Annotated in this window: 20 protein-coding genes; 11 read left to right on the top strand and 9 right to left on the bottom strand. The window is 58.8% G+C overall.

The annotated features are described in order from the left end of the window. Window positions 1-56: 56 nt before the first annotated feature. Both grpE and dnaK read right to left on the bottom strand, forming a co-directional pair. Window positions 57-779: a nucleotide exchange factor GrpE gene (gene grpE / locus QP908_RS03675; protein ID WP_284771667.1), complete on the bottom strand. Its 723-nt coding sequence runs from the start codon at window positions 777-779 to the stop codon at window positions 57-59. Continuing rightward, the gene (gene dnaK / locus QP908_RS03670) at window positions 779-2641 is read right to left on the bottom strand and encodes a molecular chaperone DnaK (RefSeq protein ID WP_284771666.1); all 1863 of its coding nucleotides are present in this window, start codon (window positions 2639-2641) and stop codon (window positions 779-781) included. Before dnaK ends, grpE begins: the two co-directional genes overlap by 1 nt. 460 nt (window positions 2642-3101) lie before the next feature. Between dnaK and QP908_RS03665 the strand changes: the two genes are divergently transcribed. The 6 genes from QP908_RS03665 to QP908_RS03640 all read left to right on the top strand — a co-directional run bounded on the left by QP908_RS03665 (window position 3102) and on the right by QP908_RS03640 (window position 11228). After that, window positions 3102-3287, top strand: coding sequence for a hypothetical protein (locus tag QP908_RS03665; protein ID WP_023024121.1), 186 nt, complete (start codon window positions 3102-3104; stop codon window positions 3285-3287). Between the two features lie 205 nt (window positions 3288-3492). Continuing rightward, window positions 3493-4671, top strand: a complete 1179-nt coding sequence (locus QP908_RS03660; protein WP_284771665.1) for a sensor histidine kinase — start codon at window positions 3493-3495, stop codon at window positions 4669-4671. Between the two features lie 91 nt (window positions 4672-4762). Further along, window positions 4763-4918, top strand: a complete 156-nt coding sequence (locus QP908_RS03655; RefSeq protein WP_284771664.1) for a hypothetical protein — start codon at window positions 4763-4765, stop codon at window positions 4916-4918. Next, entirely contained in the window at window positions 4903-5577 is a 675-nt protein-coding gene (locus QP908_RS03650; protein WP_284771663.1) for a response regulator transcription factor, read from the top strand. Before QP908_RS03655 ends, QP908_RS03650 begins: the two co-directional genes overlap by 16 nt. A 606-nt stretch (window positions 5578-6183) precedes the next feature. Then, on the top strand, window positions 6184-9624 hold the full coding sequence (locus tag QP908_RS03645; protein WP_284771662.1) for a bifunctional proline dehydrogenase/L-glutamate gamma-semialdehyde dehydrogenase: 3441 nt from the start codon (window positions 6184-6186) through the stop codon (window positions 9622-9624). A 143-nt stretch (window positions 9625-9767) separates the two neighbouring features. Beyond that, entirely contained in the window at window positions 9768-11228 is a 1461-nt protein-coding gene (locus QP908_RS03640; RefSeq protein WP_284771661.1) for an AI-2E family transporter, read from the top strand. A gap of 67 nt (window positions 11229-11295) precedes the next feature. Here QP908_RS03640 and QP908_RS03635 read toward each other — a convergent pair whose 3' ends face one another. After that, window positions 11296-11886: a nucleosidase gene (locus QP908_RS03635; RefSeq protein WP_284771660.1), complete on the bottom strand. Its 591-nt coding sequence runs from the start codon at window positions 11884-11886 to the stop codon at window positions 11296-11298. Between the two features lie 216 nt (window positions 11887-12102). Between QP908_RS03635 and QP908_RS03630 the strand changes: the two genes are divergently transcribed. Continuing rightward, window positions 12103-12741: a hypothetical protein gene (locus QP908_RS03630; protein ID WP_284771659.1), complete on the top strand. Its 639-nt coding sequence runs from the start codon at window positions 12103-12105 to the stop codon at window positions 12739-12741. A gap of 206 nt (window positions 12742-12947) precedes the next feature. Further along, a complete protein-coding gene (locus QP908_RS03625) occupies window positions 12948-13577 on the top strand; it encodes a hypothetical protein (RefSeq protein ID WP_284771658.1) in 630 nt (209 codons plus the stop codon). A 140-nt stretch (window positions 13578-13717) separates the two neighbouring features. Here the strand turns inward: QP908_RS03625 and QP908_RS03620 are convergent, their stop codons facing one another. Genes QP908_RS03620 through QP908_RS03610 form a run of 3 tightly spaced genes read right to left on the bottom strand, consistent with a single transcriptional unit; the run spans window position 13718 to window position 16685 of the window. Continuing rightward, entirely contained in the window at window positions 13718-15001 is a 1284-nt protein-coding gene (locus QP908_RS03620; protein ID WP_284771657.1) for a sulfate adenylyltransferase subunit 1, read from the bottom strand. Then, entirely contained in the window at window positions 15001-15900 is a 900-nt protein-coding gene (cysD, locus tag QP908_RS03615; protein ID WP_284771656.1) for a sulfate adenylyltransferase subunit CysD, read from the bottom strand. Before cysD ends, QP908_RS03620 begins: the two co-directional genes overlap by 1 nt. After that, the gene (locus tag QP908_RS03610) at window positions 15900-16685 is read right to left on the bottom strand and encodes a phosphoadenylyl-sulfate reductase (protein WP_284771655.1); all 786 of its coding nucleotides are present in this window, start codon (window positions 16683-16685) and stop codon (window positions 15900-15902) included. The genes cysD and QP908_RS03610 overlap by 1 nt, the downstream gene beginning before the upstream one ends. A 173-nt stretch (window positions 16686-16858) precedes the next feature. Here QP908_RS03610 and QP908_RS03605 point away from each other — a divergent pair, with 173 nt between their 5' ends. The 3 genes from QP908_RS03605 (at window position 16859) to QP908_RS03595 (ending at window position 21092) form a co-directional block, all read left to right on the top strand. Next, window positions 16859-17275 carry a methylenetetrahydrofolate--tRNA-(uracil-5-)-methyltransferase gene (locus QP908_RS03605; protein WP_239269254.1) on the top strand — a complete coding sequence of 139 codons (417 nt, stop codon included), beginning with the start codon at window positions 16859-16861 and terminating at the stop codon, window positions 17273-17275. 110 nt (window positions 17276-17385) lie between these two features. After that, complete coding sequence (locus QP908_RS03600; protein ID WP_239269255.1) at window positions 17386-19128, top strand: ABC transporter ATP-binding protein; 1743 nt, start codon at window positions 17386-17388, stop codon at window positions 19126-19128. After that, entirely contained in the window at window positions 19128-21092 is a 1965-nt protein-coding gene (locus QP908_RS03595) for an ABC transporter ATP-binding protein (protein WP_284771654.1), read from the top strand. Before QP908_RS03600 ends, QP908_RS03595 begins: the two co-directional genes overlap by 1 nt. 20 nt (window positions 21093-21112) lie before the next feature. Here the strand turns inward: QP908_RS03595 and QP908_RS03590 are convergent, their stop codons facing one another. From QP908_RS03590 to QP908_RS03580, 3 genes are all read right to left on the bottom strand, one after another. Further along, window positions 21113-21640 carry a hypothetical protein gene (locus QP908_RS03590; protein ID WP_239269257.1) on the bottom strand — a complete coding sequence of 176 codons (528 nt, stop codon included), beginning with the start codon at window positions 21638-21640 and terminating at the stop codon, window positions 21113-21115. Between the two features lie 98 nt (window positions 21641-21738). After that, entirely contained in the window at window positions 21739-22506 is a 768-nt protein-coding gene (locus QP908_RS03585) for a DUF6114 domain-containing protein (protein ID WP_239269258.1), read from the bottom strand. Then, entirely contained in the window at window positions 22496-23074 is a 579-nt protein-coding gene (locus QP908_RS03580) for a DUF6230 family protein (RefSeq protein ID WP_200288567.1), read from the bottom strand. Before QP908_RS03580 ends, QP908_RS03585 begins: the two co-directional genes overlap by 11 nt. Window positions 23075-23078 lie beyond the last annotated feature (4 nt).

Below are 23078 nucleotides of genomic sequence, written 5' to 3'. Positions count from 1 at the left end.
AAAAGGGCGCCGGGGGAAGTTGAATCAGTCAGTTCCCAAGGCGCCCTTTTCCCGGATTAATCGGCTTGTTCGGTGCCTTCCGAACTGCCGGAATCCTCACCGGGGTCCGCGATGATGACCAGCGCGTTGCGCACCAGCCTCTCGCCTACGCGGTAGCCCTGGCGCAGCACGGTGCCGAGCACCTGCTCATCGCCGGAGGACAAATCCTGCACGGCCTCGTGCATCTCTGGGTCGAAGGGTTCGCCCTCTTCACCAAAGGCGGTGAGGTTGTGCTGCTCAAGGCGGTTGCGGAGCTTATCCGCAACCGCCTTGAGCGGGCCCTCCAGGTCACCGTGCTGCTTGGCCAAATCGAGGTCATCGAGCACCGGCAGCAAGTCACTAATGACCTTTGCCTTCGCGGTTTCGATAACGGATTGGCGGTCACGCTCGGTGCGGCGGCGGTAGTTGGTGTATTCCGCATTCAGACGCTGCAGGTCTTCCGTGCGTTCTGCCAACTGCGCCTCCACATCATTGGTGGCAGCGCCGGTGGAGGTGAGCTCATCGCCCTCCTCCTCGGCCTCGACCTCATCGGCGTTGACATCAGCCAGCGCGTCTTCGAGGTCAGCATCAAGGGTGGGATCCAATTTGGCTTCTTCGGAGGCATCAGCCTGTGCGTCGTTGGCAGCCTGTGCTTCCTCGGCCTTTTCGGCGGCAGCCTCAGCGCGGTCAGCCGAGGTAGCCTCCGGATCCGTGTTTTCCGGGTCGCCTGGGTTTTGCGGCATTCCGCTGTCCTGAGTCATTACTTGTCGCCGTCCTTGTTGTCGTCGGAGTTCTCGTCTTCGTCCACAACTTCAGCGTCGACCACGTTTGGGTCGCCCTGTGCGGCGCCGGCATCGCCAGCACCCTCGGCGCCGCCCTCTGCAGCCTGTGCCTCGTAGATCTGCTTGCCCATCTCCTGGGATTCGGTGGACAGCTTCTCTACTGCGGACTTGATGGCATCGAGATCATCGCCCTTCAGTGCCTCGTCCACGGCGTCAGCAGCCTCGGTGACCTTGGTCTTGGTGTCCTCAGAGACCTTGTCCTCGTTATCCTCCAAGAACTTGCGGGTCTGGTAGGAGGTGGACTCTGCGTTATTGCGCAGCTCCTGCTCCTCGCGACGCTTCTTGTCTTCCTCAGCGTGCTGCTCGGCGTCCTTAACCATGCGGTCGATATCTTCCTGCGAAAGGCCGGAGCCTTCCTGGATCTTGATGGTGTTTTCCTTGCCGGTGCCCTTGTCCTTGGCGGTCACGTGGACGATGCCGTTGGCGTCGATATCGAAGGTGACCTCAATCTGGGGCACGCCGCGAGGTGCCGGTGCGATGCCGCCGAGCTCGAAGGAACCCAGCAGTTTGTTGGCGGTAGCCATCTCGCGCTCGCCCTGGAAGACCTGAATCTGCACGGAAGGCTGGTTGTCTTCTGCGGTGGTGAAGGTCTCGGACTTCTTGGTCGGGATGGTGGTGTTGCGCTCGATAAGCTTGGTCATCACGCCGCCCTTGGTCTCAATGCCGAGGGAAAGCGGGGTGACATCGAGAAGCAGCACGTCCTTAACCTCGCCGCGCAGCACGCCTGCCTGGAGGGCAGCACCTACTGCAACGACCTCGTCCGGGTTAACGCCCTTGTTCGGTTCCTTGCTGGTCAGCTCCTTGACCAGGTCAGATACGGCCGGCATACGGGTGGAACCGCCGACCAGCACAACGTGGTCGATATCGCCGACGGAAAGGTCAGCATCCTTGATGACCTGGTTGAATGGAGCCTTGGTGCGGTCCAGCAGATCCTGGGTGATCTTCTGGAACTCGGTACGGGTCAGGGTCTCGTCCAAGAACAGTGGGTTCTTGTCGGAGTCAACGGTGATGTAAGGCAGGTTGATGTTGGCCTGCTGGGAGGAGGACAGCTCAATCTTGGCCTTCTCTGCAGCCTCGCGCAGACGCTGCACGGCGCGCTTATCCTTGGTCAGGTCAACGCCCTGGGAGCTCTTGAAGCGGTCCACCAGCCAGTCAACGATGCGCTGGTCCCAGTCATCGCCACCCAAGGTGTTGTCACCTGCAGTAGCCATAACCTCAACGACGCCATCGCCGATTTCCAGCAGGGACACGTCGAAGGTGCCGCCACCCAGGTCAAAGACCAGGATGGTCTGCTCTTGCTCGCCCTTTTCCAGGCCGTATGCAAGTGCAGCCGCGGTGGGCTCGTTGACGATGCGCAGGACGTTCAGGCCGGCAATCTGGCCGGCTTCCTTGGTGGCCTGGCGCTGTGCGTCCTCGAAGTATGCAGGGACGGTAATAACGGCGTCCGTAACATCCTCTCCCAAGTAGGACTCTGCATCGCGCTTCAGCTTCATCAGCGTGCGAGCGGAAATCTCCTGGGAGGTGTAGTCCTTGTCATCAATGTTGACGGTCCAGTCAGTACCAATGTGGCGCTTGACGGAGCGGATGGTGCGGTCCACGTTGGTCACGGCCTGGTTCTTGGCGGACTGACCAACCAGGATTTCGCCGTTCTTAGCAAACGCTACAACGGAAGGCGTGGTGCGGGAGCCTTCGGAGTTAGCGATAACGGTGGACTCGCCACCTTCCAGTACGGAAACGACGGAGTTCGTCGTACCAAGGTCAATACCTACTGCGCGTCCCATGATTCATTCTCCTTTTTATCGAGTGCAGTTAATAAAGTTGATTGTGAGTGACTCAACTTCTCGTTGCGTCCGAGCGCTACTCTAACAGAAGTTGCAAACTCGTTCATAAATTCTTGAGCCTGTGTCACTCAATCTTTATAACCTCCCACACTCAAATCTTATTCCCGCCGGCTCAACCCTCCTCAAAAATTGTTCCATTTTCCCAGCTCTTAGCCTCAAACTCCACTCCCTCCTACTGCTTCAAACAGGAGTGAACTACCTTTTAAAACAAACTCTTCCACACCCAAAAGCTCCCCAAAGGGCCGTAAAAAGGTGGCCAAAAGTTACCTCACAAAGGATCCAAAAGAGGCTTGGCAGGCGTATTTAACTCGCACATACTGGAAACCACAGCAGCCACTGGTTGCTACCCAGAGAGAGATTGATTTGTAGTTTCACTCCGCCAATTCGAAAGGAAACGTCCATGCTCGACACCCTCGTAAACCTCAGCTCCTCCCTCGATTTCGAGGCAATCTTCAAGGCCATCAAGGGCGCTGCTGAGCTGTCCTCCGAGTCCAACTCCGACTCCGTGGACCTGTCCTCCGTAATCGAGGGCCTGTCCTCCAAGGACAACGCTGACGCTGCTACCGAAACCGCAGCTAACGCTTAAGTAAACCTTCGCGTTTACACTCCTTCATGAAGACCGACTAAACCCCCGCACTTTTCCACGCAGGTTTTAAACCTCGCACCGGAAGGTGCGGGGTTTAGTTGTTTTCATTTGCTGGTTTCACGCTTCCAGGCCTTAAGCTAGGTGCGAGACGCCACAAGCTTTTTCACAACTATTCAGCCTGAGCCCCAAAGAGGCGCATTCCACCGTGACTTTCACCCCGCCACTTCCATTTCGCCACCGCCTTCGGGCGGCGATGACCCTACAGCGCACCGCAGCGCTGATCGCCATCATTTGCTTGGCCCTTACCCTTTTCGCCGCATTTCTCACCCCAACTAAACACCAACTTTCAGCGGCAATCGTCGGGTTAATTTTGACGGCCATCACTACATCTGCCTATCGATACCCGAAGACGATGGCAGTGGGGTTTCTGGCAATTTGGATTATTGCCATCCTTACCGTGGGTATCCCCTACGCCAGTTCCGTTTTCTTAGCCCCGGTATTCCTTGCCGTATTCGCTTTTCGCAGCACCAAGTGGCAGTCGATTCTTCTCTGCGTAGTGTTTTGGCTGGTAGGACTGGTAGATCCTAGTACGTTGCGGCCAGTCCTCAATCCAACACCGGCACTGGTCTGGGGAATTTTCTTGGTCATTAGCACCTTCATCGGCAGCTCACTCGCCCATTCCGCACGGCGCTATAAAACCGCCATGGTGGAGTGGAATAACGATGTCAAGCGCCGACAGTCCGACCTAGCTGAAACCCTGCATAACTCAGTAATTTCCAGCCTTACCGTCAATACCATGCAGCTAGAAGCGCTCAGCTTGGAATATGCCAGCACACCGGGGCTCAGCCGCCGCCTCGATGAATTAAGCGATGCAATGCGCTCGTCGATGTCTGAAATACGCACTTTAACCAAAGTCTTGCGTTCCAATATTGACGGCATCAACGACGAATTCAGTTTTAATCAAGCACCACGCCCTACAAGCCTTGCACAGGTACTGGCCTGGGAAGAAGAACAGCTATCAAAGCTCAACCGCACGCCAATCATTAAGGTAAGCGGAGAAGATTTTTGCCCCCAGTTTTCTCCTTCTGTTCTTGACTCGGTCGTAGCCATCACCAGGGAGGCTTGCCTCAACGCCGTCAAGTACTCGCCACCTGGGGCGGAAATTACCGTATCGGCCCAACCACATTTGGGATGGACGATTCTTACTATCCGCAACCCTATTGCCAAGCCAACGAGCACCACGCCGGAGACTTCCTCCGGCATAGGAATTAATTCGATGACGCGCCTTGCGGCAACTATCGATGCTCGGCTGGAGGCAGGTCGTGTCGATGAATACTGGGAGCTCACGCTCGCGCTGCCCCCGTCTGCGCATGAAGAACGTTAGTTCAGCCACCTTCGCTGGCAGCGCCACCATTCCTTTACTACACTTACGTATGTTTCTTATAAATCCGGTTTTTATATAAAGGAGTCGTGCAATGCAGGCTGCCCTCGCTAGCTTTCTCGCGCCCCTCATGCTGTCCGCCTCTCTCTTTGGCGCAGACCTCACCCCCGGCGATCTTCCGCAAAACAATAAGTACGAGTCCTCGGCAGAGCTCGTCTTCGGCTGCCCAGCCCCATGGTGCTTCAAGTAAAAACTTCGCTGCTCCTAGTCGATGATGATCCACTAGTCATCGAGGCACTCGGCCACTATTTCGCTGCGGCCGAAGATATGGAAATCAGCGCCGTCGCAGAAAATGGGAAAGCCGCATTACAGCAGCTAGAACAACACGATGTCGATGCCGTCATCGCGGATATTCATATGCCGGAGATGGACGGCACAGCATTGCTGCGCGAGCTTAATGAGCTGCCTAATCCACCGGTATTCATTGCTATGACCGCAATGGATAATGACGACACCCTAAGGGAAGTCCTGTCCAATAAGGCGGCAGCCTATATCCTAAAAAGCTCGAAGCCGGCCTATATTTTGGACACGGTGCGCGAGGCCGTCCGCGGCGGCACGGTCGTGGCTCCCCAACCTTTAACGCGCTTATTCCAACAAATGCCTGGCTGGAGCGAAAACGATACTCAATCTACGTCTGCGGTTTCCGCCTCTGAGCACCATATTTCGCCTGCTCAAGCTCAGATTCTCGATTTAGTATGCGAGGGAAAATCCAACGAAGAGATCGCAAAAAGCACTCACTATGCTCCGGGAACGGTAAAGAAATATGTTTCTAGCCTGTTAACCGAATTTCACGCCAAGTCTCGTCTCGAACTAGCGGTCAAGGCACTAAAAGCGGGGTACGGCAAATAGCTGTATAGGCGTGAATGGCTCTCACCCCTAATCGTGGCCCCACCCCCCTTAAAACCCCACATGCTGGGGTTTTCTTTTTTACCTTTATACCCCCACTGCCGATTTTGCTACCGAGACTAGCATCACTATATCGACAACCCTATAATTGATTTCACACACAACTACATAGCATTTCCCGCGCATCATTCGGCGTCATTCGGCCGGTGATGCCCTTGCTAGGACCGGTATAGGAAACCACTACTGGGCTTTCATTCCTGCCTCCCCCCTAGCTCCACATCGCCATAGTGTAGAAAGCAGGTGAGTGTTGAACACCAACTTGGCACGCGTCCGCCGCCATAGCGACAGGCCCCCGGTCCTCACTACCGGTAGCACTATGGCTTGCTGATTCGCTTGGTTTAAACCACCGAGCAGCGGCGCGCGCAACCCGCGTGTTCCACTCATTGCCAGGTATGCGGAGACCTAATCGCCGCATGCTTTCTAACTTTCATAGACTTACCAGCCACTTTCTGCCCCCGGCGCTAAAAGTCACAGAACAAAGGCCACACCGCGGTGTGGGTTGGCCACCAACCTGGAAGTACACGTTTCGAAAAAGAGGTTGAATTTCACATGACTTCTCCCGCATACACCCGCACGCCACTATCTGATGATGTTGAGGCCGTACTGCCTGCCGCCATTAAGCGCGCACAAGGCTGGCTCGATTCGACCGCGGATGAAAAGGACAAGGCCACCGAGCAGCTCGCGGAGCTGTTGCGCGATGACAATGGCGTGAAGTTCACCATGGACTTCGTTGACCGCGTCATGCGCCCAAAGGATGACAAGGTTGCAGCCAAGGCGCTGAAGGACATTTCTTCCCAGTACGATCCTTCCTTCTTGGGCAGCATCAATGGCGCGCTCGTCGGTGCCGGCGGTTTCTTCGGCCCGATCCTGCCTAACCTGGTTATGCCGGTAGCGCGCCTGTACATGCGCAAGATGGTTGGCCACTTGGTGCTGGACGCGGAATCGGATGCACTCAATGACACCCTGGAAAAGGCCGCCGCTTCCGGCGAACAATTGAACCTCAACCTCCTGGGTGAGGCCGTCCTTGGTGAAGAGGAAGCACAGTCCCGCGCGCGCCGCACGCTGGACCTCATCAAAAACCCGCGCGTGACCTACGTATCCGTCAAGGCGTCCTCGATGGTGGCGCAGCTGAACAACTGGGACATCGGCAGTTCCGTAGAGCGATTGAAGGACCGCCTGCGCCCGCTCTACCAGGAGGCCGCACGCCGCAACCCACAGGTCTTTATCAACATGGACATGGAGGAATACCACGACCTCCACCTGACGCTGCGCCTTTTCAAGAGTCTTTTGAGCGAGCCGGAGTTCAAGAACCTGGAATCCGGCATCGTATTGCAGGCTTACCTGCCCGATACCTTCGATGCCCTCCAGGACATCGCGGAATTTGCCAAGCAGCGCGTGGCAGAGGGCGGCGCCAAGGTCAAGGTGCGCATTGTAAAGGGCGCCAATCTATCTATGGAGACCGCAGAAAGCGAGGTCCACGACTGGCCGTTGGCTACCTACACCAACAAGCTGGACGTAGACGCTAACTACTACCGCCTGCTGGATTACATCCTGCAGGAGGAATTCGCGGACTGCATCCGCATCGGCGTGGCCAGCCACAACCTGTACACCGCCGCCATGGCCTACGAGCTGGGCGTAAAGCGCGGCGTGCTGCACATGCTGGATTCTGAGATGCTGCAGGGCATGTCCCCGGCACAGCAGGCAGCGGTGCGCAAGGTCTACGAGGGCCGCCAGATCCTCTACACCCCCGTGGTGCACGCGGATGATTTCGACGTCGCCGTATCCTACCTGGTGCGCCGCTTGGAGGAAAACTCCGCGCCGCAGAACTTCCTTTACGCCCTCTTCGCCCCGGGCGAGGAGCCACTGGCAAGCCAGGAAGAGACCTTCCGCAAGGCAGTTGCCAAGCGCTGGGATACCTTCGCTGGATCGCGCCGCACCCAGAACCGCCTCGAGGATTCCGGGCGCCAGGCACCGGATTCCGGGCGCTTCAGGAACGAGCCTGATACGGACCCGGCAATTACCCCGAACCGCACCTGGGCCAAGCGTGCGCTTGCAAATGACCCCGGTGAGCACGGCGTCCAAGAGGTCACCGACCCATCGGCTGTTGAAAGCTACGTCGCCCGCGCCAAGGAATTGGGCACCGAATGGGGCAAGCGCCCCGCCGCAGAGCGCGCCGCAGCCCTGGACGCCGTCGCGGATCAGCTGGCAGCCAAGCGCGGGGACTTCATCTCAGTGGCAGCCTACGAGGCAAATAAGACGGTCACCCAGACCGACCCGGAGGTCTCGGAAGCCATTGACTTCTGCACCTACTACGGCCAGTCCGCCCGCTTCTTGGAAGAGGCACACTCCGAGTTCCACCCGCACACCGTCACCGTGGTGACCCCACCGTGGAACTTCCCCATCGCCATTCCTACCGGCGGCATTGCGGCCTCCTTGGCGGCGGGCTCGGCGGTCATCGTCAAGCCTGCTCCCCAGGTGGTCCACTGCGGCAAGATGGTGGTTGAGGCCTTCCGCACCGCACTCGAAGCAGAAGGCCTGGACCCGGATCTGGTGCAGCTGGTGCTTACTGATGAAGGCGATGCCGGCAAGGCCCTGCTCTCCCACGATGACGTGGACAACATCATTTTGACCGGTGCGTCCGATACCGGCGCGCTCTTCCGCTCCTGGAAGCCCAAGATGAACCTGATGGCAGAGACCTCCGGTAAGAACGCGCTGGTCATCACCCCAGCCGCCGACCCGGACCTGGCCATCCAGGACCTGTACAACTCCGCCTTCGGCCACTCCGGCCAGAAGTGTTCGGCCGCCTCGCTGGTGATTTTCGTCGGCGCTGCGGGCAAGTCCAAGCGTCTGCGCGAGCAGCTCCTGGATTCCGTCAAGACCCTGAAGCCTGGCCCGGGCTATGACATCACCACCACGATGAATGGCCTGGCGGAAAAGCCGAGCGAGAAGCTGCTGCGCGGCCTGACCCAGCTGGAGCCGGGCGAGAAGTGGCTGCTGAAGCCGGAAAAGCTCAACGAAGAAGGCACCCTGTGGTCCCCGGGCATTCGCGATAATGTCCAGCCGGGCTCCTGGTACCACAAGAATGAGTGCTTCGGCCCCATCCTCGGCATCATGTACGCCGATACCTTGGAAGAGGCCATCGCTTGGCAAAACAGCACCGGCTATGGCCTGACCGGCGGCATCCACTCCCTGGATGACAAGGAAATCGAGTACTGGATCGACAACGTTGAGGTGGGCAACGCCTACGTCAACCGCGGCATTACCGGCGCGATTGTCCAGCGCCAGTCCTTCGGCGGCTGGAAGAAGTCCGTCATGGGCCCAGGTGCGAAGGCCGGCGGCCCGAACTATGTGGCCCAAATGGGTACTTGGACCGATGGCGAGCTCAAGCCGCGCGACGTGGATATCGCCCCAGCCAGCGTAAAGATTCTGCAGCGCCTGCGCGATGAGCTTTCTGATGAGCTCAGCAAGGACGATCTGGAATGGCTCTGGCGCTCCGCCGAGCTGGACCGGATTGCATGGCTCGAGGAATTCGGCCGCACCCACGACCGCACCGCGCTGGTTTCTGAGGCCAACCGCTTCCGCTACCGCCCGCTGCTCACCAAGCTGCGCATCCGCGTGGGCGAGGACTACAAGCTGCGCGATGTCGCCCGCCAGGTACTTGCCTCCGGCATCACCGGCACCGAGACGGAAATCTCCGCTGCCCCAGAGGTTGCCGCCCAGCTGCAGGAGCTCGGCTTCGATGTGAAGTCCATTTCTGATGGTTCCTTCGCCGCCGCCGTGGCCAATGACGAGTCCTCCCGCGTGCGTGCCCTGGGCACCGTGCCGGATTCCGTCTACGAGGCAGCGGTGCGTTCCAACTCCGTGGTGCTGGACCAGCCCGTGCTTGCCGATGGCCGCCGTGAGCTCATGCCTTACCTCCTCGAGCAGGCAGTCTCCGTGACCATGCACCGCTTCGGCATCATCCGCAACGTGGGCAACCTGCGCGACTAATACGCCGCTTGCCGCCCGTTACGGCACCGAGGGACTAAGCGCCCCACCTTCTCCCCTTTCTGCTGGGAGTTGGGTGGGGCGCTGCCCTTTACTCTGCTTTTCCGGCGCTATCTCTAGGTGGTTTGGTGTGGCATAGTAGATGAATGACTACGCCAGATAACCACTCCCCTAACGGTGCCGGGCAGCACCCGGGCCAGGACGCGGCGCAGCGCGCGCAGTACCCGTCGGCGCTCGAGCAAAACTCCGTCAACCGCAAAGCCGATGCGAAGAACCCCTATGCCGCGCCGCTAGTCTCCCCCGATGAGTCCCAGTTAGGCGCGGAGGTAGCCACCGCCGATCCCGCCAATCGCGATAATAAGTCCGCCGTGCTGGCCAAGGACTTCCGCAGCATGGCCAAGATTTCGGTGTGCTTTATCCTCATCGTCGCAGGATTGGGGCTAGCGGGTTTCCTGCTGCGCTTTATTTGGGTGGGCCTGCTGCCGGTTATCCTCGCCATCTTGGTCTCGACGGTGCTTTATCCGGTCAGCGCCTGGCTGCGCTCCAAGGGCTTTCCCCGCACGCTGGCAGCGGTCACGACGCTTTTGGGCTTGGTGGTTATTTTCGGTGGCATCTTTGCTGCCATGGCGCCCATGGTCACCGCACAGTCCAAGGTGCTTATTAATGAGGCCGAAGCCGGCATTATGCAGCTGACCAAGATGGTCAATGATTCCCCGCTGGATATTGAGGTGGACCAACTGCAATCGGTCCTCGAGGACATCGTGTCCTTTGCCAAGGGCCAGGCCTCCACCATCGCCACCGGCGTGCTTTCCGGTTTCTCCATGGCCAGCTCCATTGCGGTAGCCACCGTCATCATGCTCTTTATCACCTTCTTCATCATTAAAGACGGCGATAGGTTCCTGCCCTGGTTGCGCAAATACACCGGTAACTCCGCCGCCTGGCACATCACGGAACTTACCTCCCGCGTGTGGAAGACGCTGTCTGGCTTCATTCAGGCCCAAGCCCTAGTCGCGCTTGTCGATGCCGTCTTTATCGGCCTCGGCCTCTGGGTTCTCCAGGTCCCACTGGCACTGGCCATCGCCGTCATCACCTTCTTCGCGGGCTTTATCCCCATCATCGGTGCCGTCACCGCTGGCGCCTTAGCCGTCATTATCGCCTTGGTATCCAACGGCCTGACCAATGCGCTGCTCGCACTGGCGCTCATCATCATTGTCCAGCAGGTAGAAAGCAACGTCCTCCAGCCCATCCTGCAATCCAAGGCCATGGGCCTGCACGCGGCCATCGTCTTGCTCTCCATCACCGTGGGCTCCACCCTGGCCGGCATCGTCGGTGCTTTCCTCGCCGTGCCAGTCGCCGCCACCATTACCGTTGTCCTGCGCTACCACGCAGAGATGGCCGCCCTGCGCGCCGGTGAGGTCTCCCCCGATGACATTGACATCGTCACCGGTTCCAAGTCCACGTCCAAAGACGACGAAGCTGAGGACGCGGACAATACAGACCCTGAGACCAAGCGCACCGGCGAAGAAGGCGACAGCGAGAGCCCCCTCGAAGAGTCTCCTCGCAAAAAGGTAAAACAGCTTTTCGCAGCCATGAGCCCGCTGACTTAAAGAATCCGCCCTTCCCCCGCCCTTCCTCCGCCGTGCGAAACGGCGAGGAAGGCAATGGTGGTACCTTTTAGCGCAAGAAGCCTAAATCGGCTGCGGCGGCGGCCAACTGGCGGGCGCTGCGGTCCAAGACGCCAGCCCAGGTGCCCATCGATTCCTCATTAGCGGAATCAGAGACCTGCTTCAATAGCGTGCAAGGCACACCAAAGCGCTGGCAGGTAGCGGCAATAGAATAGCCCTCCATATCGCACAGCTGGGATTTTTTCACCAGCTCATTGCGCATTGCGGTAGTAGAGACAAACATGTCACCGGTGGCCAGCCCGCGTGCCGGAAGCTCGCCGGAGGTCTCCAGCTCAATGAATTCTGGCAGGAGGTAACGGCTGATATCGGTAAGCACTTCTAGCTTGAAATCGTGTTTGGTTACTTTATTGATCTCGAAGACGCCATCCATGCCATCGACAAGCGCGCCTGCTGTACCGATATTGACCACGCGCTCGGGCAATGCATCGTTAGCGCGGGCCTCTGCCAGTACCTCGGTCAGGGAAATCGCGGCTGGAACCGTGCCGATACCTGTAATGAGCAGCGCTTCACCGTCTGGAATGTGCGCAGCTTCGGCGTCCACAGCGGCGACGAATAGTGTTCGTCCAGATAAATTTTCCATGCCTGCGACAATACCTGCACCCCACGTGGTCGATGGACTCGCCTGCACAGATGCTTTTCCTTCCGCACCGTTGGCAGCACTGTTTTCGGCTGCGCCCGAGTTCTAGAATTCGAGCGACAAGCCCCCAATGTCCCAGCTATGGTTTAAGGACAGTCTTTTCCGTACACCCATTCATATCTCTAGCTTGAAGCTGCGCTTTAGTCTAAGGAACCTCTCGTGAGCAAGAACAACCCTTCGCAGGAACCAGAATCATCCCCCGCCGCAAAAGCAGGCTCGTCGCCGGACGCTGGGCCGCGCGCCAAGGCCCAGGAAGGCACCGAAAAAAGTAAAGGCAAGCGAATCGTGATGATCACCATCGCTATCATCGCTGTTATTGCCTTGGTGGCGGGAGTGACCTTTTCCTTTAATAGACCGGCAAGCTCTACCAATGAGGCTGCGGAGCCTGCATTTTCTGATTTACAAGAATCTTCCGCTAAGAATGCGCCCGGTCCGGAGGAAGATGAATCCACCGCCACCGCGGACGACCCAGCGCCTCAAAAGCAGGAAGAGGGGGCTTCCACGAAGGAAGAATCGAAAGAAAAGAACATATCCACGGAAGAAAAATGTGGCAGTTACTACGGGGAAGCAATTGGCCAACTCCATCGGCCCATCCAGTTACATTGCGATGACAGCTGGCTTTATGTGGCCGAATCTGGCACCTCGCATTTCTCGCTCTTCCAGTGGAGTGGCAACGGCTGGGATAGGCTGCGCCCGGATGGCATGATCCATCCAGCGGAAATTGCATGCTATACCCGCAGCACTTTGGAGGAAGAAAATGTGCCAGAAGATCTTATCGAGAAAATCGAGCCATGCTAGTGACAACCTGCCTAGTTACTAGGACACACCCACCGTACAAAAGTCCAACTTCTTAGTTGGCCCTAAGGCACTGAAAATCGCGCTGCACCTCTTCGACCAAGATGAATTCATGCACAGCAGATGGATATAGTATGGCGCGACTTAATTAATTCTCATCAAGTTTTCTACTTCATCCTCCAACCAAAGCATGCAAAGGAGCTCCTTCGTTGGCTAATAATTCTTTGAGTCAGCCGGATCCCTCTCAGCACCAATCGTGGAATTCCTCTTCCCCCACCGGAGATTCGACAGGTAATGCTGGGAAAAGTGGCAAGGCCGCACGCTTGGCGATGATCGTCCTCGCCATCATTGCCATCATCGCAATCACTGCCGGTGTCACGTGGGCGCTCACGAATAACAGCGATTCGGCTGATTCCACTGACCTCGACGCCTTTGTCCCTGTCACCACGTCTCAAGAAGAAAACGAGGATGAGGACGCGGCGGCAGAGAAACCTGGACCTGCGACAAAGACGACAACGGAAACTCAGATCCGCTCCGATCAATCCACTGGGAATGATCAATGCGATGGCCGCTACATCATGATCGTCGAGTCTGCCATCATTCCGTTGGGCGAAGATCCGTCAGCAGAGACGCAACGCGTACAAAACAAATACCCGGGTTCTAAGATTCTTTCCGGTAATGCCTGTAGTTCTCTCCGCGGCCAAGTCGACGGCGGCACAGCATATGCGATCTACTTCGACGCCGGCCACAGCGTGGACAAAGTCTGCGAGCTCAAGGCGACGTACGGCGGCAACGCCCGATCCCTAAATAACAACGCAGACTTCAGCGATCCCTGTTAAAAGGGGCTTCTGCCTTTTCGGCGATGCCTTCATGAAGTGCGCACTACAAATGTCTACAGCTACCGCGTTCTTCTCGGAATCACCCTAGCATCGAGCGAATCGCGGTTGCTGTAGACGTTTGTGCGCTTGGTACACGAGCCTTAGCGCAAACGGTGACCTACGAAGCCGGCGGCCAGGGTATTGCCGGAGGATTGATCAATGAGCAGGAAGTTTCCCACGGCGCCGCGGGCGGCGTAGTCCTCCACGGGCAGTTCGGCCTGGGTCTGGATGGTGGTGTGGGCGATATCGTTCATGGCGACGGACTCGGGATCTTCCACATCGGAAACGCCATCGAGATCCAGGGTGCGGGTGACGGCGGAGACGCGGGCCTTAATCAGGGAAGAGCCGTAGCGCAGCTTAAGCATCTGGCCGGGCTTAATGTCCTTTTCGGTCAGGCCCACAACGATGGCGTCGAATTCGCGGGTGGCCGCGGGGCGTTGGGGTCCGGCGAGGAGATCGCCGCGGGCGAGATCGACATCGTCGGCAAGCAGGAGCGTGACGGAGTCACCGGTAGCGGCGGTGTCGGCGGGGCCATCGGCAGTGTCGATCTGGGTGACGGTGCTGGTGCGGCCTTCGGGCAGGTGCACCGTATCGCCCACGGAGATGGACCCAGCCTTCACGCGGCCGGCGTAGCCGCGGTAATCGGTAGCGTGCTCGCGAATGACGTACTGGATGGGAAAGCGAAAGTCCAGCTCATCGGCGCGGCCGGTGGCGACGGGGATGGTCTCGAGCACCTCAAGGACGGTGGGGCCGGTGTACCAGTCCATGGTGGTAGAGCGCTCGACCACGTTATCGCCCTTGAGCGCGGAAATGGGCACGACGGTGGTATCGGTAATGTCCAGGCGCTGCGCAATCTTATGGAATTCGGCTTCGATATCGCGGAAGACCTGCTCGTCGTAGTCCACGAGGTCGATCTTGTTGACCGCGAGGACGACGTGGCGCACGCCCAAGAGCGCGGCCACGTTGAGGTGGCGGCGGGTTTGTTCGACGACGCCGTGCCGGGCATCGATAAGCAGCACCACCACCTGCGAGGTGGACATGCCGGTGACCGTATTGCGGGTGTACTGCACGTGGCCGGGGGTATCGGCGAGGATGAAGGTGCGCTTATCGGTGGCGAAGTAGCGGTAGGCCACGTCGATGGTAATACCTTGCTCGCGCTCGGCACGCAGGCCATCGACAAGCAGGGATAGGTCCATGCCGTCGAAGCCGCGATCGGAGGAGGAACGCTCCATGGACTCGACCTGGTCCGCGAGCACGGACTTGGTGTCATAGAGCAGGCGGCCGACGAAGGTGGATTTGCCGTCATCAACGGAGCCGGCGGTGCATAAGCGCAGGGTATCGCGCTGTTTGAGGGCGCCGACATTCGGCGCGAGGGTCGTGGTCATCAGAAGTAGCCTTCCTTCTTGCGGTCCTCCATGGCGGACTCGGAAAGTTTGTCATCGGCGCGGGTGGCGCCGCGCTCGGAAAGGGTGGAAATGGAGATCTCCGCGAGCACCTCGTCCGGGGTCGATGCGGTAGATTCCACGGCGCCGGTACAGGACATATCGCCCACAGTGCGGTAGCGCACGGTGCGGGTTTCCAGCTCCTCCCCCTCTGCGGGGCCGCCCCATTCACCAGGCGCTAGCCACATGCCATTGCGCTTGAATACCTCGCGCTGGTGGGAATAATAAATGGGAGGCAGCTTTAAATCGCGCGCGCCGATGTATTCCCAAATATCGGATTCGGTCCAGTTGGAGATGGGAAAGACGCGGACGTTTTCGCCGGCCATCTTGCCGCCGTTGTATAGATCCCATAGCTCGGGGCGCTGGCGGCGAGGGTCCCACCCGCCAAAGGAGTCGCGGATGGAAAAGATGCGTTCCTTGGCTCGGGCGCGTTCCTCATCGCGGCGGGCCCCGCCCAGCACGGCGTCGTACTCGCGCTTGGCGATGGTCTCTACCAGCGGCACCGACTGCAGCGGGTTGCGCGTTCCATCGGGCCGTTCCTGCAGCTCGCCGCTATCGATCCAGTCTTGGACGTGAGCGACGTGGAGGCGGGCACCGGATTCCGCGACCAGGTCATCGCGGAATTTGATGACCTCGGGAAAGTTATGGCCGGTATCCACGTGGAGCAATTCAAAAGGCACCGTGGCCGGGGCGAAGGCGCGGCGGGCTAGCTCGAAGACGACGACGGAGTCCTTGCCACCGGAAAAGAGGATGCCTACCTTGTCGAATTGCCCGGCCACCTCGCGCAGGATGTGGATGGATTCATTTTCTAAATCTTGTAGGTGTGGGGAAAGTGTGCTCATTATTCGTGTAACCCGCATTCTGTCTTGCCATCTGCAAATACTCGCCCGGAGCGGGCGTCCTCACCGTCGCCGACTGGGAAGGTCAACGGCGCATCGCCGATGGACCGGTATCCCTGCAGGGTCAGCGGGTGGATGATGAGGTCATTATCTGCGATGTATTTATCGGTATCGTCCAAGTCCCAGGTAATGATCGGCGAAATCTTTAACCGCCCGGTGCGGTCCAGGCTGAGCGCTGGGGCGTGGGCGCGGTGCTCAGAATCGGCCCGGCGCAGGCCCGTGACCCACCCTGCATAAGGATCCATGGCCATGTTCAGTGGCTCGACCTTGCGCATGCGGTTATAGGCGGCGGTATCGCGCGCGTACAGGCGAGGGCCGTACACCTCGTCTTGTTCTTCCGGGCTAAGCAGCGGCAGCACGCGGACTAGGGGGAGATCCGGGTATCGCTTGTCCACCTCTTCGGCCACCTGGAGGGTCTCCGGGAAGTGCCAGCCGGTATCGATAAAAAGCAGGTCAGCAGCGAGCCCGGCGCGATGGGAGAGCTCTGCCAGCACGGTATTTTCCATGGACATGGTGACGGCAAGCTGGCCAGGGGCATGCTCGGCGGCCCACTCGGTGATGTTGTCTGCGGATTCGGCGTAGAGCTTGTCCGCCCACGTGTCCACTAGCTGTTCATTGCGCGCGGCCACCTCGGTGGAAAGCGGCGCGGTATCGCGCGTGCCTTCGGGCGAGATATGGGGATCGCGGAAGGAGTGTCCACCATCCAGCAGGTTCGTCGTTGGGTTCATGAGCTCACACACTAGGCAACCCCGGTAGCTCACGCAGCACGTTTTTCTGGAAACGGCGCTGAGCTTGGCAGAAAGGGAGAATAAAATGTTTTATTTCTAGACCAAGCCGACCTAACTTTATAGACAATGTAGTCTATTGCGGGCCGACCAGACTTGCCCGAGGAGGAACTTTTATGCAGCGTGTCGCCATCATTGGAAAAGGTCCTGCCGCCCTATCCACCGTGGAAAGACTCCTAAGCGCCGGCATGTGCGTAGACCTCATCTCAGAAAAAACTGCACCGTTCGGTCTACTTCGCCGCTTCGCGGGGCTTGCCGGCGTGGTCGATGAGGCCGTGCCGCACGAGTGTGCACCGGGTACGACCCCGCGGCTGCGCCTACTGGGAAACGTACGCGTGGGAGTAGACGGCGATATCACCCATAACGAGGTCCACCAGCTGGCCACCCACGGGGACCGCGAGCTCATCGTCATGGAATTAAAGGCCCGCGGCATTCCCGTTACCACGTGGGAGGGGCTGTGCACGCCAATTACGGATTTTGAGGACTGGGCCAGCGTCATCGCCAGGGCACAATTGGCGCACGTCTTGGTCTAGGTTCGGCTACGAGGTCAGGTGCCTAAATATAAATACCGTTCGCCCCATCTGCGCCGACCAGATATGCTTGCAGGTTAATCCCTATTCTCCCTCGAAAGAAGCGCAGGTTTATGGATCTGGTCCGAATCCTCTTTACCCGCTCGGCACCCTATACGCCCTATGTCCTAGCGGTACTTATCCTGCAGGCGCTGTCCACCGCGGCCACCCTGTATCTGCCGTCCTTGAACGCCAAGATCATCGATGAGGGCGTGTCCAAGGGCGATATCGACTATATCTGGGACACCGGCGCAATCATGCTCATCGTAGCCTTTGTCCAGGTCATTACCGCCATCGGCGCGGTGTGGTGCGGCAGCCGCACGGCCATGGGCGTGGGCCGGGACCTGCGCAGCGAGGTCTTCCGCAAGGTCACCACGTTTTCCGCGGAAGATATGAGCGAGTTCGGCACGCCCACCCTTATTACCCGCGGCACCAATGACGTGCAGCAGGTGCAGATGGTCTACATGATGATGCTGAACTTCATGGTCACAGCGCCCATTATGTCCATCGGCGGCATCATCATGGCCATTCGCGAGGACGCCGGACTGTCCTGGTTGGTGTGGGTTTCTGTCGCGGTGCTGCTCGGCACCATCTCCGTCCTCATCGCGCGGCTCATGCCGCTTTTTCGTTCCATGCAGGACAAGCTGGACACCATCAACGGCACCCTGCGCGAGCAAATCACCGGCATCCGCGTCGTGCGCGCCTTTGTGCGCGAGGCCTATGAAACTGAGCGTTTTACCAAGGCCAATAAGGACATTACCCAGCTTTCGCTGAAAATCGGCCAGCTTTTTGTTCTCATGTTCCCGCTTATCACCGTCATCTTGAACGTGGCCACGGGCGCAGTGCTGTGGTTTGGCGGCCAACGCGTGGATGCCGGGCTTGTCGATGTCGGCGGGCTCACCGCCTTCCTGCAATACCTGCTGCAAATCCTCGCCGCCGTCATGATGGGCACGTTTATGGCGATGATGCTCCCGCGCGCCCTTGTGTGTGCCCGCCGCATCACCGGGGTTTTAAGCCACGAGCCGTCCATTACCCCGCCGAAAGATACCGTCACCCCGGAAACCATGTCCGGCACCGTAGAGTTTCGCAATGTCAGCTTCTCCTATGCCGGCGCGGATGCCCCGGTGCTAGAGGATGTTTCCTTTACCGCCACTCCCGGCACCACCACCGCGATCATCGGTTCTACCGGCGCGGGCAAGACCACGCTGCTGTCCCTTATCCCGCGCCTCTACGTCCCGAGCGAGGGCGAGGTGCTTATCGATGCCACCCCTACCACCTCCCTCTCCCGCCCGGACATCGTCAGCCGTGTCTCGCTGGTGCCGCAAAAGGCCTACTTGTTTAGCGGCACGGTGGCCTCCAACCTGCGCTTGGGCCGCCCCGAGGCCACCGACGATCAATTATGGGAGGCGCTGCGCGTGGCGCAGGCGGACTTCGTCGATGACCTGGACATGCCCATTGCACAGGGCGGCACCAATGTATCGGGCGGGCAGCGCCAGCGCCTATCCATTGCCCGCATGCTCGTGGCCCAGCCGCGCATTTACCTCTTTGATGATTCCTTCTCCGCGCTGGATGTGGTCACGGATGCCAATGTGCGCGCCGCCATGCACCAGTCCTTTACTCAGCGCGGCGAGGCCGTCACCACCATCATCGTGGCCCAGCGCGTGGCCTCCATCCAGGATGCCGATCAGATTTTGGTCATCGATAAAGGGCGCATCGTCGCCCGCGGCACCCACACTGAGCTACTGAAATCCTCAGAGGTGTACCAGGAAATCGTTGAATCCCAAGAAACCGCTGGAGTAGCTGGAGGAGAGCACTAATGGCCAAGGACACCGCACACAACTCCTCCGCTGAGGACGCCGAGCTCCAGGAGCTTGAGGCCAAGGTCGCCGCCGATGAATGGTCCGGTTCCGCACCGCGTCAGGCCAAGAATTTTTGGCCTTCTGCCAAGCGCTTACTGCTGCTACTCATGCCCTATAAGCGCATGCTAGCGGTAGTGGCGGCGATGGACGTAGTCTGTGTTTTCCTCGCGGTCTTTGCCCCTAAAATCTTGGGCGATGCCATGGACGTCATCTTTTCTGGCGTCATCTCCCGCGAGCTGTCATCTGGCATCTCGGCGCAGCAGGCCATCGACGGTATGCGCGCCCAGGGCCAGGATCAGGTGGCCGATATGGCCTCCGGCATGGATTTCACTCCCGGCGAGGGCATCGACTTTACCCGCTTGGGTACGCTTATCATCGCGGTGATCGCGATGTACATCGTCTCTGCCGCCTTCGAACTCTGGCAGGGGCTCATCTTAAACCGCCTGACCATCGACACGGTCTACGAGCTGCGCAAGCGCGTGGAGGCCAAGGTGCATGCCCTGCCGTTAAATTACTTCGATTCCCACCAGCGCGGCGATATCCTCTCGCGCACCACCAATGACATCGACAATGTGCAACAGGCCCTCCAGCAGGCACTTTCCCAGCTGTTCTATAACATCCTGATGATCCTGGGCATCACCGTGATGATGTTTAGCATCTCTTGGCAACTTGCCCTGGTGGCACTCTTGGCGCTGCCGCTAACCGCGCTGATCATCGGGGTCATTGGCGGGCGCTCGCAGCGCCAATTTAAAACCCAGTGGCGCGCTACCGGCCAGCTCAATGGCCAAGTGGAAGAGTCCTTCTCCGGCCACGATCTGGGCATCGTCTTTGGCCGCACGGAGGATATGACGCGCCAATTTGATGAGCGCAATGACAAGCTCTTCCGCTCCTCTGCACTGGCGCAATTCCTCTCCGGCATCATGATGCCCATCATGCAGTTCGTGTCCTACCTGTCTTATGTGGCCATCGCTGTGCTTGGCGGCCTGCGCGTGGCCAACGGGCAGATGACCCTGGGCCAGGCCACCGCCTTTATCCAGTACTCCCGCGAATTTAACCAGCCGCTGGGCCAATTGGGCGGCATGATGCAACAGGTGCAATCCGGCGTGGCCTCTGCGGAGCGCGTCTTCGAATTCCTCGATGCGGAAGAGCAATCGCTGGAGGCTACCAGCGATGAGCTAGTAGGCCGCGCCCGCGGCCGCGTAGAGTTTCAGGACGTTGGCTTTTCCTATTCGCCGGAGAAGGAACTTATTACCGGGCTCAACCTACGCGTGGAGCCGGGGCAAACCGCGGCGATCGTGGGGCCCACCGGCGCGGGCAAGACCACCATGGTCAACCTGCTCATGCGCTTTTATGACATCGATTCAGGCCGCATTCTTATCGATGGCCACGAAACCGCCCACATGCCCCGCACCGCCCTGCGCTCCCAGGTGGGCATGGTGCTACAAGATGCCGTCCTCTTTGAGGGCACCATCATGGACAATATCCGCTACGGCCGGCTCGATGCCACGGACGATGAGGTTATCGCCGCGGCCAAGGCCACCTACGTCGATCGCTTCGTGCACTCCCTACCGGAGGGCTATGACACCGTTATCGACCAAGATGGCGGCGCCATCTCCGCCGGTGAGCGCCAGTTGATTACCATTGCTCGCGCCTTTTTGGCCCAGCCTGCGCTGCTCATCTTGGATGAGGCGACCTCGTCCGTGGATACCCGCACCGAGGTGCTTGTCCAGGAGGCCATGAATGCCCTGCGCGCCGAGCGCACCTCCTTCGTCATCGCCCACCGCCTATCCACCATCCGGGATGCTGATCTGATCTTGGTGATGGAAAACGGGGGCATCGTCGAGCAAGGTTCGCACGAAGAACTGCTGCGCGCCCAAGGCGCTTATTGGCGCCTGCACCAATCGCAGTTCAACGAGGCTTAAGGGAAGGAGCCGCTGCGTGGTTACTGCACGTTGAGCTGGACCTGCGGGGCGTGCAAATTAGCGCCCTGCAGGTTGACCAGCTCCATGGTGACATCTTGCAGCGAAATGTGCTCCATCAAAACGTTCGGGATAGGAGCATCGGGCACCACGTGCGGGTCAGGAACGCCCAATTGATCAAGCACCGCGTTGAGATCGCCGTTGGATAGATCGACGTTTACCGGAATGGTGGGGTGATCCACCACTGCAGGCGTTGTCTGCAGTCCAGTGGTCAGGACGGTGACCGGCCCGTCCGTGACGGTGGTTTCTACATCACCAGTGGTTAGCTTGCCTTGCCCCATAGCAGCGGGCAGGGTCAACGCGAGGTTACGCGCCGCCAACTTATCACCTACGAGTTTCAGTGCTCGTTGTTCACCTTGTGCGGTAGGCACAGTGATGAGCGAGGCGCTTACGTTTCCAGTCAGGGTGACATTATCAGCAGTCACCGTGCTGAGTTCAGATTGCGCTAAGGCCAAGCCTTCCTGCGCACGGGTTTCCTCAGGTTGGTTCACCGCACACACCGCTGTAAAAGCGCAGAGCACTGCGAGCGCACTACCTTTTACCACACGAGCGGAGCGACGACGCGGTAGCGAGCTCAGCCTGAATAGCTTCATGCTGAAACCGCCAGTTCTTTGGCCTGGGACTTTTTCTTCTTCTTGCGCTTCTTAGGAGACTTCTGGCGATCCTGTGGCTGCCAAGCAAATGCGAGCGCACCACCGATAATGCCCAAAAGGCTGCCTATAACGAAGCCACCCAGGTTGGTGGTGGGAAGCGCGACGATCGCTACCAAGATGGCTAAAACACCCAGGTAAGACGATGTCTCCTGCCTAAACCAAGATCCTAGGCCGAACATGATAAGTGCCGCACCAATAAGGAGCGTCGAAACGCCAGACACCGTGGAAATCATGACCAAAAGATCTGAAATGCGCACAGTAATATAGGCCGGCGCAGCGATGGCGATGCCGGACAAGATAAGCAACAAGCCACCCGCGAACGGACGACGCTTGCGCCAGTGTTTAAACCGCTTCCACCAGCTCTCTTTAGGGGCCACTCTGGTTACGGCTTTGTCATTCTTGTTATTCGCTGCGGAATCCTGCGGTTCATTAGCACCTTTGACCGCATCCGCTACCGACTGCGATGTGTTCTCTCCATCGCTTTCCGCCGTGGCCGTGGCTTCAGCACCAGCATCAGCGGTGTCCTCGGCCTTCGTCTCCGCAGCACTAGCGTGATCGGTGCCAACGGCGGCCTCACCAGCGGTATTTCCGGCCGACTCCTGGGAGGAATCTTGGGCGCTGCGTGCAGCTTCGCCGTTATCGGTATCGGTTTCGGTCACCGCAGGCATGCGCAAAGTCTCATCATCAGAAGACTTAGCAGCCATTGTTGTTGCTTCCCCTCTTCACCGTCACATTCACACCAGAGGCAGCGAGCCTTTCTGCTCCCACCGAGGTCGTACGAATATCATCCGCGCTCAGGGTCACCTTCTGCGCGTACAATCCCCACGAACCTGGATCTGCCTTGTCATTGACCTGGCTGGCGTCGACACCCACGTTGGCGTTCGTCAGATCGAGCTGACCCTTAATGTCGGTAGCACCAACCAAGAGGTTTTCTACCTCCACACTGTCATCACCATTCGCACGGAGGGCGAAGGTGGTCTCGCCAATCCCTGGGACATCAGGAAGATTGGCAGACAGGCACAAGTTGGAAGCCACGGCGTGCTCAAACTTCAAGCGCGCGGCCGGGATGGTTTCCTCTCCCATCTTGTCCCTATCAACGAAGATCGACAATCCTTCGCCCTCTAGGTGGCTCATGTTCACCTTAAAGAAGGTTCCTGAAAGTGCGATATTAGCGGTCAAGCCACCTTGGGCTACCGCAAAACCTGTTACACCAAAAGCCGCAAGCCCGGCAGCCAGTGCGGTTGCAAACTTTGGAATACTAATCCTGCCCATGAAG

The organism is Corynebacterium sp. MSK204 (assembly GCF_030229885.1).
GTDB lineage: Bacteria > Actinomycetota > Actinomycetes > Mycobacteriales > Mycobacteriaceae > Corynebacterium.
The sequence above is the reverse complement of the archived record's forward strand: the minus strand, read 5'-3'. Positions and strand labels throughout refer to the sequence as shown.